Here is an 11,830-nt window from a genome sequence, read left to right as displayed (position 1 = left end):
ATTCTTGGTTGCGGCCGTGGTTGTGGGCGCGTGGGTGGGGGGTGTCCGGTGCCGCGCCGGGGTGTCTCCTCGGCGTGAAGGTCTCGTCGTCGGCTGTCCGCCGGTGACTTGCTCGTCCTGCGGGGACACCCCACCGCGTCCCCGTCCCGCCGGTGGCCGGCTGCCACCGCGTCGTGGCCGCTGTTGTGCACAGCGCGCCACCCACACAGCACCGCACACGGCGCACCGCGCAACGGCGGGGAGTTACGTATGGACCGGTACGGGGGTGTCCGGGGAGTCGAGCCACACCTGTTCGCCGTCGCTGTTCGCGGTGAGCCCGAAGCGGGTGAGGCCGGGGTGTCCCCGCTCCTCCCACCAGCGGTAGGCGGCTTCCGTCTCGTCCCAGAGATTGCGTGCCCCAGCCTGCTGAACGGGGAACGCTGAGCCTTCCGGCATGTACCGAACCGATGCGCTCGACTCCCCGTCCGTGAGCCACAGCGTGCAGTCGGCCCCGTCCGGATCGTCCCCCCAGTCCACGCGATACCGACATCCGGGGACGCCCAGACCGACCGCGAACCGGGCTTCATTCGGCGTGAGTACGCGTGGGTCCGTATCCGTCCTGGAGGCCGCGCCCGCTGTCTTCTCGGGCCAGTCGGCGGGGGCCTGCCCGCTCATCCACATGAATGACGCCTCCTCGACCACCTTGCCAGTAGCAGTGCGTCCGTCGGATTCGAGCCGGAGCAACGCGCCGTTGCACATGCCGTTACCCCAGGGGATGACCATGACTCCGTTGGTCTGCGCCACCCACGCACAAGGCACATGCTGCACGGCGCACGTCGCGATGAGCCGTTGATACGGGGCGTTCGCCTCCCATCCTTCGGCTCCGTCACCCCACACCGCGTGGGGAGCGAAGCCAACTGCCTTCAGCCGTGCCGCCGCGCGCTCCGCGAACTGGGCGTTCACCTCAACCGTGGTCACGCTCCCGGAACCGAGTCGGTGTGATGCCAGAGCGGAGTTCCACCCCGTGCCCGTCCCGATCTCCAGCAGCGTGTTCCCGTCCCGCACATCCAGTTCGCGGAGCATCATCGCCACCATGCGCGGCATGGACGCCGATGTGGTGGGCCTGCCGTCCTCCTTCGCCAGGACCAGAGCCACGTCGGAGGTAACAGCCTCCTCCCACTCCCGCGGCCTCTTCTCCCGGTCCAGCTCCACCACGGTGCCGTCTTCCGCGTGAGCCCAGCAGCGCGACGAGACGAACGGACGTCGCGGTACGGCGGCGAACGAAGGTTCCCAACCCGCCTCCAGGTAACCCTCGTTGGCGAGGTCGGTCACGAGATCACTCCAGGCCATGCGTGTGCCCTACTTCTTCTTGGGATCGGGGGTGATCGGCGGAACCTGCGGCGGCTTATCGCGGTGTCCGTCGTGCGGTGCCGTGTCGGGCTTCCCGGAGTGGCCGCCGCCTTTGTCCTTGCCCATGACTTCCTCGTCTCCTGTGCCTGCTGTACCTACCGAGCGGAAGGACCATAAGCGGAAGGAGAGTTCGCGAGGGCCCCAAACTGTCTCCTCACCCGTTCGGGTCAGGCAGCAGCCATTCCTACAGACTCAGCAAGCGCCACAGCGTCAGCCTTGAGCGGGCCACTCGCGGCCTTGGCGAGATCCCGGGCCAGCGCGCGAGCGAACGGCACGTACCGCACACCTTCCGGGCTCACCCGGTGCGCCGCTGACAGGTAGTGCATCGCTGCCGCCGTCTCGTGCTTCTGGTGGTGCCCGGTCGCGATATCCAGCAGTAGTCGGGACCGACGCTCCAGCGAGCCGACGACTTCCGGCGTGATCGACTCAGCGCGTCGCAGAGCCTCGCCAGGGGTCAGCAGCCCCACGCCCACGCTGACGCCGTGAATGGCGACGTTGGACGCGTCGAACGCTGACGGGGTGTGCGTGTAGCCGACGGGAAGGCGTCCGGCCGTTCGGTCCGCCTCCGTCAGATACCGCTCAGCGTCCCCCGAGCGCCCGTCAAGGCCGCACGAAATAGCCGCTTGCAGGTTCAACGCCCCATAGACGCCCAGGACTTCCGGCGAATTGTCTTCGAGTTGATCACGCAGCAGAGCCATGCCCGCTTCGTCGGTCTGCACGGCCTCTTCCGCGAAGCCCGCCGCCCGCTGGCCGATAGCCGTAGACCAGGCAGCCAGGGCCAGGGAGACGGGGTTGTCGGACTCCTCGCTGTGGGCTCGTCCACGCTCCAGCGCGAGCCAGTACAGCTCAGGCTCACAGATGTGGGCCAAGAGGCGCTGCACGAGTCGGTACAGATCAGCGGTAGCGGCATGAGCGGCTCGCCGGTCGTCCGACTGGTGAGCCCGGATACAGGCGTGCGCATCCCGGATCAGCTCAGGCAGCAGCGCCCCCACTTCGGTCCGCTGGTGCTGGCTGCTGTGCCAGAGTCGCCACGCGCCCTCGACACGGCCTTTCAGGGTTTCTGGGGAATCGGGGCGCACAGTCGGCGTGCCAGCGAAAGAAACGCCGTGCAGAGCCGCCCGGATCGGCGTCACGGACGCGTGCGACAGCTTGCCCACCGAGTCCACGGGGATCGCCAACTCATCCCCGGTCAGTACGGCCACATCTGAAACATGCAGCGCGTGAGCGAGCCGGACAAGGTGTGTGATCGACCGAATGTCTCGCTCGCCGTTCTCGATCTTCTTCAGCCAGTCGGACGACCGGCCGACCAGACCAGCGAGCACAACGCGCGTCAACCCCCGGCGTTCTCGGATGATGCGGATGCGCTCACCGGTCGTCAGCTCTGAGGGCAGATCAGTCATGGTGCACGCTCCCTTGACAGATAGGGCCTTAGTTCCCGCAGCGTACGCTTGGCGAGCGCTCTCGGACACGCCAAAGAACTCGTACCCATCCCAGCGAGGGACGAGCACGGGAGTCTGGACCTGAAGGCGATACAGCCCTTGGAAACATGGGGAGATGACCCGCAGTCGGCATCCCCGTACGTCGTTGAGGACGAGGCGGACGGAGCAGGCCGCGATCCTGGCCCGTGCCCCGGCTGACCTCGTACGGGAGGTTGGCCACCGGGTGGGAGGTGGTGCGGTGGGGTGTCCCCGCAGGTCGAGCAAGTCACCGGCCGAGAGCGGAACACGAGACCTTCACGCCGAGGAGACACCCCACCGCGGCGCCGACCCCCACCACACGGCAACCCCACACGGCCACCGGCGCAAGCCAAGAGTCACGCGGCGCCAGCCGCGTCGTACCGGTCCACACGCCGCGCCGTAGCCACCGGCCCGCACCCGAAAATCGACGGCGCCCCGCCACCCCACTGCGTGCAACGGCACAAAAACCAGCGCGGGACCCTGCGGCACCCACCACACCGGTGAACCGTCCCGCGCAACACCCCCGGACAACCAGAACCCCCCGTTTCCTTCCGCCCCCCCCGCGAAGGGGACCCGTTCACCCCAGAGGCGGTGACGGGACTTCCTTCGGACACGTGTGCCGCGTAGCTTGCAGGGCGCTGATCTTGGACGAGGCGTGGGAGGAACGGGTGGCAACGGACATATCGCGGCGCCGGGTGCTCGGCATGGGAGCGGGGGCCGCCGGGCTCGCGGCGGCAGGGTCGCTGCTGCCGCCGTCGTTGCGGGAGGCGATCGCCCAGCAGCCGATGGGGGCCAGCGGCCTCGAAGACGTGCGGCACGTCGTCGTGCTGATGCAGGAGAACCGGTCCTTCGACCATTATCTCGGCACCCTGCGCGGCGTCCGCGGCTTCGGCGACCGCAACGCCGTACGCCTCCCGGACGGCAAGCGGTCGGTCTTCGAGCAGCCCGGCGCGCTGGGCGCCGGCACCGTACTGCCGTACTCCGTACGGGAGGCGGCCGAGCGCCAGCGGAAAGAGCTTCAGTACATCGGCGACCTCGACCACAGTTGGGGCGGCGCTGGCAAGGCCCGCAACGGCGGCTGGTACGACAACTGGGTCACCGCCAAGACCGCCGCCACCATGGCGTACTACGACCGCGCCGACGTCCCGCTGCACCACGAGCTGGCGGACACCTTCACGGTGTGCGACGCCTACCACTCGTCGATCCACACCTCGACCAGCCCCAACCGTAACCACCTGGTCAGCGGCTGGACCGGCTTCGAGCCGGGCGACAAGGGGCGCGCGGTCAATAACGACTGCTACGACGAGGACGACCACCCCGGCTACGGCTGGACGACATACGCCGAGCGCCTGGAGAAGGCCGGGGTGAGCTGGCGGGTCTACCAGGAGTGGGACAACTTCACCGACAACAACCTGGAGTTCTTCGCCTCCTTCAAGGCGGTGATGGCGAAGGCCCTCGCCAAGGTCGACGGCGTGGCGAACATGACCGCCTACTACGGCAAGCTCGCGGACGCGGACGAGAAGGAGCGCGCGCGGCTCGAAGGGCTGCTGGAGGAGGGGGTGCGGGCGCTGTCGCGGCGGGAGCGGTCGTACTTCGAGCGGGCGCTGCGGCGCGGGGAGCCGGACAGCACCGCCGACGCGTTCGCCGCCGACGTCGCCTCGGGCAAGCTCCCCGCCGTCTCCTACCTGGTGCCGTCCGCGAAGGACAGCGAGCACCCCGGCGGCTCCTCGCCGGTGGAGAGCGCCCACTTCGTCTACAAGGTGCTGGACGCGCTCGGCAGCCACCCCGAGGTGTGGCGGCACACGGCGCTCTTCCTGACGTACGACGAGAACGACGGCCTCTTCGATCACGTACCGCCGCCCGAGCCGCCGGAGGGTACGGCCGAGGAGTTCTGGGACGGCCGCCCCGTGGGTCTGGGCATGCGGGTGCCGATGACCGTCATCTCGCCCTGGACGGTGGGGGGTTACGCGTGCTCCGAGGTCTTCGACCACACCTCGGTCATCCGCTTCCTGGAGCGCTGGACGGGGGTGCGCGAGCCCAACATCTCCGCGTGGCGGCGCACGGTGTGCGGCGATCTCACCTCCGCCTTCGACTTCTCGCGCGGCCGAAAGCTCCCCGAGGTCGAGCAGCCGGGCCCGGTGCCCGCCTTCGAGGGGCGCTGGCACCCGGAGCCCCCGTCGGAGCAGCGGATGCCGGAACAGGAGGAGGGCACCCGTCCCGCGCGCCCGCTCCCGTACCGGTCCGACGCCGACGGCATCTACGACCCGGGCGCCGGGGTCTTCCTGCTCGCGCTCCGAGACAAGGGGAAGCGCGGCTCCCACTTCACGCTGTACCCGTACGCCGGCGAGTACGAGACGCCCCGGCACCACGACGTGACGGGCGGCACGGTCGTGCGGGTCCCGGTCGAGGACGGTGCCTACGACTTCACGGTGACGGGCCCGAACGGGTTCCGGCGCGAGTTCCGCGGCACGAGGGAGGGCGCGGCGGCGGCGCTGAAGGTCACCACCCGCCTCGACGCGGAGCGCCGCGAGGTCCATGTGACCGTCGTCAACGGCGGCGCCTCGGCCCTGACGCTGAAGCTGACGCCCCTCGCGTACGCGGACCCGCACCCGCACCCGGGCGCCAAGCCGCGCACCCTCACCGTCGGGCCGCGCAGCACCCGCACCGTCGCGCACGAGGCGCGGCACGCGCACGGCTGGTACGACCTGGACCTGCGCGTGGCGGAGGACGAGGGCTTCCGGCGCAGGCTGATGGGGCACATCGAGAACGGGCGGGAGTCCGTGACCGGCTGAGCGCGGTCCTTGTGGTCCGCTCTGTGGCTATCGCCACAAAGCGGGCAAAGGATCTTTTCGGGCTGTCAGGGTGCAGGGAACATCCGCACCACCGCGTTCGGCACGACCGGTACCTTCCGGGCAGATCGGCGCACGACCCGGGAGGAGGACGGCCTTCATGACCGCCCTTGTCCGCTGGTGCCTGCGACGGCGCGTCGCCGTCGTCGCGCTCTGGCTCGCCGTGCTCGCGGGCGTCGCCACGGCCTCCGGTCTCACCGGCTCCGCCTACTCCAACGACTACGAGGTCCCCGGCACCGAGTCCGGGCGCGCCACCCAGCTCCTGAGCGAGGGCTTCCCCGACCGTGCGGGCGACAGCGACACCGTCGTCTGGCACACGGCCGCTGCCCACGGCGGCGGGGTGCGCGAGGCCGGGGTCGAGGAGCGGATGCAGCGCGCCCTGGACGAGATCGCCGCGCTGCCCGGCGTGTCCGGCGTCGAGAGCCCGTACGGCAGCGGCGCCGACTCCCGGATCAGCGCCGACGGGCGTACGGCCTATGCCACCGTCGCCTTCGACGCGCCCTCGGACGAGCTGGACGAGGCGGAGGTGCGGGCCGTCGTCGACACCGCGAAGGCGGCCGAGGGCGACACGGACGGCGGCCTGGAGGTGGAGCTGGGCGGCGCGGGGATCGCGCTCACGGAGGGGATGAGCGGGCACCTGAGCGAGGCCGTCGGGCTCGCCGTCGCCGCCGTCGTGCTCCTGCTGGCCTTCGGCTCTTTCGCGGCCATGCTGCTGCCGATCGTCACCGCGCTGGTGAGCGTCGGCACTTCGGCGCTCGGCATCGGGCTGCTCAGCCACGCCATGACGGTGGCCGACTTCGCGCCCATGCTGGGCACCCTGATCGGGCTCGGCGTCGGCATCGACTACGCGCTGTTCATCGTCACCCGGCACCGCGCGGGCCTGAAGCGGGGGCTGCCCGTCGATGAGGCCGCGCGACGGGCCGTGACGTCGACGGGACGCGCGGTGGTCTTCGCTGGTGTGACGGTGTGTATCGCGCTGCTCGGGATGCTCGTGCTGCGGCTCGGCTTCCTCAACGGCGTCGCCGTCGCGGCCTCGCTGACCGTCGTCCTCGCGGTGCTCGCCTCGGTGACCCTGCTGCCCGCGCTGCTCGGCATGATCGGCATGCGGGCGCTGAGCGCGCGGGAGCGCAGACGGCTCGCCGAGCACGGGCCGCTCCCAGCCCAGCAGGGGAGCACGGGCTTCGCCGCGCGCTGGTCGGCCTTCGTCGAGCGCCACCCGAAGCTGCTCGGCGGGATCGCGGCAGCGCTGATGCTGGTGCTGGCCCTGCCCGTCTCCGCGCTCCACCTGGGCACCTCCGACCAGGGCAACGGCCCCGCGACGGCCACCACACGCCAGGCGTACGACCTGATGGAGAAGGGCTTCGGGCCCGGCTCCAACGGGCCGCTCACCCTCGTCGCGGAGATCGACGGGGCAGCGGACAAGCTCGCCTTTGAGGAACTGCCGGACAAGCTGCGCGGCACGGAGGGCGTGGCCCAGGTCTCGGGCGGCGAGCTGAACGGCAGCGGCACCAGCACCACCGGGGTGATCACGGTCGTGCCGGACAGCGCCCCGCAGGACGAGTCCACCTCGCGCCTCGTGGAGCGGCTGCGCACGGACGTCGTCCCGGAGTCGGAGGCCGACAGCGGGCTGCGGGTGAGCGTCGGCGGACTCACGGCGAGTTACGACGACTTCGCATCCGTGATCCTGGGCAAGCTGCCGCTGTTCGTCGGCGTCGTGATCGCCCTGGGGTGCGCGCTGCTGCTGGTCGCCTTCCGCAGCGTGGGCATACCGGTGAAGGCGGCGCTGATGAACGTGCTCGCGGTGGCCGCCTCCTTCGGGATCGTCGTCGCTGTCTTCCAGTGGGGGTGGGGGAGCGGGCTGCTGGCACTGCTGGGCCTGGACACGCCGGACGCGCTGGGCGGGGGCGGGCCCATCGAACCGTTCCTGCCTGTGATCATGGTCTCGGTGCTGTTCGGTCTTTCGATGGACTACCAGGTCTTCCTCGTCAGCCGGATGTACGAGGAGTGGCGCCTCACAGGGGACAACCGGCGGTCGGTACGGGTCGGGCTCGCCGAGACCGGGCGCGTGATCAACTCGGCCGCCGTCATCATGATCGCGGTCTTCGGCGCCTTCGTCCTCAGCGGCGACCGGGTCATCGCGATGTTCGGCGTCGGCCTCGCCGCGGCCGTCGCGCTCGACGCGTTCGTGCTGCGTACGCTGCTGGTCCCGGCCCTGATGCATCTGCTCGGGGGCGCCAACTGGTGGCTGCCCGGCTGGCTGGAGCGGTGGCTGCCGAGGGTCAGCATCGAGCCGGGGGAGCCGGGGGACGAGGCGCGGGAGCCGGGCCCAGGGCCTGATGCGGAGTCCGCGCCGGGCTCCGGAACGGAGCCGGTGCCGGTGCCGACGGGTGTGCCGGAGGGGGCGTATGTGACGGCGCGCGGAAGGGCGTCGGAACCCGCCAGTATCACGATTCCGACACAGCCTTCGGATGCTCTCATCGGACTCTCAGAAAGGGCCCCTACGGTCGGGCCCCATGGCTACCGAGACGACGAAGACTGAGAAGAACGACGAGGCCGGAAAGGCCGAGAACGCCGAACAGCCCGAGGCGGCCGAAAAGACCGAAAAGGCCGGAACGGCCGAGGGCACGGCGTCCACCGGGAAGACGGAGGCGAAGGACACCACCGCGACGGACGCCGTCGAGGACAAGGTCCCCGCCGACACCCCGGAAACCGACGACGGAGCCGACATCGACGACTCCTCGGACGACATCCTGGAGCACGACGACCACGACCACGTCACGACCGCTCCCCGGGGCGGACTGGGTGCGGGCGCCGCGGCCGTCGTGAGCGCGGGCCTCGGGCTGGTCTCCCTGACCGGCACCTCGCTGAGCGAGATGCTGCGCGACCGCAAGCAGCTCATCGGCCAGATCGAGAGCAGCAGCGCGACGGGCGGCAGCGCCGGTGACCAGGTCGACGCGATCTACGGTTCCCCCTGGCACACCACCGCCGTCTTCAACGGCATCTTCGCGCTGCTCGCCGTGATCGTCGGCGGCGTCCTCCTCGCGGTCCTGGCCAATCGCCCGGCGCCCGGTTCCGGCGCTCAGGCGTGGGTGCGGCCCGTCGCGCTCGGTGGCCTGGTCCTCGGCGTGCTGGGGCTCCTGGTCGCGGGCGGCATGTACTTCGACCTGGTCGCTTCCGCGCCCGAGGTGCCGAGCGCGGGCGGCTGATACGGAGGAGACGCGGCTTCGCCGCGGCGGGACCCGGGGAGCGCGGGCCGCCGCGGCGTCTGTGTGTCCGGGGCGGGACGGGGGCGGGCCCGAGGGCCCGGGGCCCGAGGAGGCTCACCCCTCGCCGCGCCGGGGCTCCTCACCGGGCCTGGGCCCCTCGTCGGAGCGGGGCCGCTCGTCAGCGCGGGACTCCCCGTCGGGCGGGGGCTGGGCCGGGACGTCGGAGCGCCGTATCCGGACCTGGCCCGAGGCGAGGTCTATCGGGCCCTTGCCCGGGTCGCTGCTGCCCGCCTCCACACGCGTGTGGTCCCGACGCCGCCGCTCGTCCTCGGTGTGGCGGCGGCCGGGGGAGAAGATCTGCTCGATCAGGTTGAACATGGCGATACCGTTCCCTTCCGGGCGGGCTCCCGGCCCGTCCCTCGCCCCTCGGCTCGGCTCGCCCCGCGGTACGTCAGCCCGCCTCGTGGCCCACCCTCAGCTCACCTTCACCTTCAGGATACGGTCATCGCCCTTTTCGGGCGTTCCCCGCGAATCGGTCTCGCTCGTGACCAGCCAGAGCCCGTCGCCGCCGTCCGAGACCACCGTGCGCAGCCGCCCGTACTTCCCCTCGAAGAAGGACTGCGGCTCGGCCACCGGCTCCGTGCCCTTCAGCGGCACGCGCCACAGCCGCTCGCCCCGCAGCCCCGCCACCCACACCGAGCCCTCGGCGACGGCGAGGCCGCTCGGCGACGCGTCCGCCGGCTTCCACTGCGCGACGGGGTCGGTGAAGCCCTTCTCGCCCGCCTTCCCCTCGACGTCCGGCCAGCCGTAGTTCTTGCCGGGCTCGATGAGGTTCACCTCGTCCCAGGTGTCCTGGCCGAACTCGGCCGCCCACAGCCTGTTCTCCGCGTCCCAGTCCAGCCCCTGGACGTTGCGGTGGCCGTAGGAGTAGACGACGGAGTCCGCCTCGGGGTTGCCCTTGTCCGGAGGATCGCCGTCCGGCGTCATCCGGAGGATCTTGCCGCCCAGCGACTTCTTGTCCTGCGACAGTCCGCCGTCGCCCGACTCGCCGGTGCCCGCGTAGAGCATCTTGTCCGGGCCGAAGGCGATGCGCCCGCCGTTGTGGATCGTGCCCTTGGGGATGCCCTTGAAGACGGTGTCCGGGGCGCCGAGCTGGTTGCCCTCGCTCTTCTTCGCGTCGTACGGCATGCGCACGATGCGGTTGTCGGACTCGGTGGTCAGATACGCGTACACCATCTTCGCGTCGTCCCCCGGCACGGCGATCCCCAGCAGCCCGCCCTCGCCGCCCGCCGCGACCCCGGGCACGGAGCCCAGCTCGGTCTTCCCGCCGTCCTCGCCGTCGACCCGGAGGATCGTGCCCTCGTCGCGCGAGGAGACCAGCAGATCGCCGCCCGGCAGCGGGGCCAGGCCCCAGGGGGACTTCAGCCCCGTGGCCACCGTCCGCTCCACCTTCGCCGAACCCTTCGCGGGCGCCGCGGACTCCTTCGCCCCGGAGGACGCCGACGACTCCCCGGTGCGGGAGGAAGCGGAACCCGACGGATCGGGCGACCCCTCCTCCCCGTCGCCCGACGAGCAGCCCGAGGCCAGCACGGCCAACGCCGCGAGCCCGGCCGCGAGCCCGGTCGTGAGGGAACGGCTACGCATGATCTGTGCCTCCCGGTGTCACTGTGACGCGGTGGATCCGCCCAGCAGACCACACCCCCTCATACGGCGCAGCACACCGCCGAGTTCCCGCCTGCGGCCCGACGCGTCGCCCGGACGCGTCGCACGGACGCGACGCGACAGCCCGTACGGCCGAACCGGAACCCGAAACGGACCCGGACCCCGACCCGCGCCACCCGCACCCGGAACCCGGGCCCCCACCAGGCGCCTACGCCGTCACTCCCACGAGCCCCGCCCCGCGGGCAGCGCGCCGATCTCCACCATGTCCTCGGCCGTGAGCACCAGTTGGGCCGCCTCGGCGTTCTCCGCCGCCCAGCGGCACTTCTTCGTGCCGGGAACCGGCACCACGTGCCGCCCGAGCGCCAGCAGCCACGCCAGCGCGACCTGGGCCGGGGTGGCGCTCCCGTGCCGCCGCGCCACGCGCCGCAGCCCCGCGACGATCGGCTGGTTGGCGGCCATCATCTCGGCCGTGAAGCGCGGGTGCCGCGCCCGTACGTCGTCCCGCTCGAAGCCGCCGCCGGTCGTCAGCGTCCCGGTCAGATAGCCGTTGCCCAGCGGCATCGCCGCCAGGAAGCCCACCCCGCGCGACTCGCACCACGGCAGCAGCGCGTCCAGCGCCTCCCGCGACCACACCGACAGCTCGGCCTCCACGCTGCTCACGGGGAACACCTGCTGCACGCGTTCCAACTGCCGTATCGTCGCCGAATAGATCCCCGCGCCGCTGCGCCTGTCCGCGCGCGCACCCACCGCGCAGAAGCCCAGCGAGCGCACCTTGCCCGCCGTCACCAGCTCGGCCATCGCGCCCCAGGTCTCCTCGACGGGAACCTCGGGGTCGGCCCTGTGCAGTTGGTAGAGGTCGATCACGTCGCTCTGGAGGCGGCGCAGCGAGGCGTCGCAGGCGCGCTTCACATAGCTGGGGCGCCCGTTGGCGACGATGTGCTGATCGCCCACCAGCAGCCCGCACTTCGTCGAGACGAACGCCTCGCGCCGCCGCTCCCTCAGCACCCGCCCCAGCAGCAGCTCATTGGTGAAGGGTCCGTACATATCGGCCGTGTCGAGCAGCGTCATGCCCCGGTCCAGCGCCGTGTGCACCGCGCGCAGCGACTCCTCGCCGTCCTGTTGGGACGCGGAGTACGCCCAGCTCATCGGCATGCAGCCGAGGCCGACCGCGCCCACCTCGAGCGCCGCCGCACCGATTGTCCTGCGCTCCACCTGCACGAGCTCCCTCCTGACGGCTCCCCAAACTAGCGGGTACCTCCAGCGGGTG

The 11,830-nt window shown here is 71.3% G+C and carries 8 protein-coding genes; 3 read left to right on the top strand and 5 right to left on the bottom strand.

What is annotated here, in order from left to right; all coding sequences use genetic code 11:
• Positions 1 to 243: 243 nt before the first annotated feature.
• Positions 244 to 1,329, bottom strand: coding sequence for a methyltransferase domain-containing protein (locus ACYVOO_RS17480; protein ID WP_461016560.1), 1,086 nt, complete (start codon positions 1,327 to 1,329; stop codon positions 244 to 246).
• Positions 1,330 to 1,556: 227 nt separating this feature from the next.
• Positions 1,557 to 2,789: a helix-turn-helix domain-containing protein gene (locus tag ACYVOO_RS17475; protein WP_461016559.1), complete on the bottom strand. Its 1,233-nt coding sequence runs from the start codon at positions 2,787 to 2,789 to the stop codon at positions 1,557 to 1,559.
• A gap of 725 nt (positions 2,790 to 3,514) precedes the next feature.
• Here ACYVOO_RS17475 and ACYVOO_RS17470 point away from each other — a divergent pair.
• From ACYVOO_RS17470 to ACYVOO_RS17460, 3 genes are all read left to right on the top strand, one after another.
• Positions 3,515 to 5,638 (top strand): phosphocholine-specific phospholipase C, encoded by a 2,124-nt coding sequence (locus ACYVOO_RS17470; protein ID WP_461016558.1) that lies wholly within the window; start codon positions 3,515 to 3,517, stop codon positions 5,636 to 5,638.
• 157 nt (positions 5,639 to 5,795) lie between these two features.
• Positions 5,796 to 8,234, top strand: coding sequence for an MMPL family transporter (locus tag ACYVOO_RS17465; protein WP_461016557.1), 2,439 nt, complete (start codon positions 5,796 to 5,798; stop codon positions 8,232 to 8,234).
• Positions 8,209 to 8,901: a hypothetical protein gene (locus ACYVOO_RS17460; RefSeq protein WP_461016556.1), complete on the top strand. Its 693-nt coding sequence runs from the start codon at positions 8,209 to 8,211 to the stop codon at positions 8,899 to 8,901. The genes ACYVOO_RS17465 and ACYVOO_RS17460 overlap by 26 nt, the downstream gene beginning before the upstream one ends.
• A gap of 114 nt (positions 8,902 to 9,015) precedes the next feature.
• Here the strand turns inward: ACYVOO_RS17460 and ACYVOO_RS17455 are convergent, their stop codons facing one another.
• The 3 genes from ACYVOO_RS17455 to ACYVOO_RS17445 form a co-directional block, all read right to left on the bottom strand.
• Positions 9,016 to 9,279: a DUF6191 domain-containing protein gene (locus ACYVOO_RS17455; RefSeq protein ID WP_461016555.1), complete on the bottom strand. Its 264-nt coding sequence runs from the start codon at positions 9,277 to 9,279 to the stop codon at positions 9,016 to 9,018.
• Between the two features lie 96 nt (positions 9,280 to 9,375).
• Positions 9,376 to 10,545: a PQQ-dependent sugar dehydrogenase gene (locus ACYVOO_RS17450; RefSeq protein ID WP_461016554.1), complete on the bottom strand. Its 1,170-nt coding sequence runs from the start codon at positions 10,543 to 10,545 to the stop codon at positions 9,376 to 9,378.
• 234 nt (positions 10,546 to 10,779) lie between these two features.
• On the bottom strand, positions 10,780 to 11,775 hold the full coding sequence (locus tag ACYVOO_RS17445) for an aldo/keto reductase (RefSeq protein WP_461016553.1): 996 nt from the start codon (positions 11,773 to 11,775) through the stop codon (positions 10,780 to 10,782).
• Positions 11,776 to 11,830: the final 55 nt, after the last annotated feature.

Source organism: Streptomyces daliensis (assembly GCF_054782395.1).
The sequence above is the reverse complement of the archived record's forward strand: the minus strand, read 5'-3'. Positions and strand labels throughout refer to the sequence as shown.

Bases quoted from the DNA above. Each gene is read 5' to 3' on its own strand.
- ACYVOO_RS17460 (WP_461016556.1), top strand. From the start codon at position 8,209: ATGGCTACCGAGACGACGAAGACTGAGAAGAACGACGAGGCCGGAAAG.
- ACYVOO_RS17465 (WP_461016557.1), top strand. From the start codon at position 5,796: ATGACCGCCCTTGTCCGCTGGTGCCTGCGACGGCGCGTCGCCGTCGTC.
- ACYVOO_RS17475 (WP_461016559.1), bottom strand. From the start codon at position 2,789: ATGACTGATCTGCCCTCAGAGCTGACGACCGGTGAGCGCATCCGCATC.
- ACYVOO_RS17480 (WP_461016560.1), bottom strand. From the start codon at position 1,329: ATGGCCTGGAGTGATCTCGTGACCGACCTCGCCAACGAGGGTTACCTG.
- ACYVOO_RS17450 (WP_461016554.1), bottom strand. From the start codon at position 10,545: ATGCGTAGCCGTTCCCTCACGACCGGGCTCGCGGCCGGGCTCGCGGCG.
- ACYVOO_RS17455 (WP_461016555.1), bottom strand. From the start codon at position 9,279: ATGTTCAACCTGATCGAGCAGATCTTCTCCCCCGGCCGCCGCCACACC.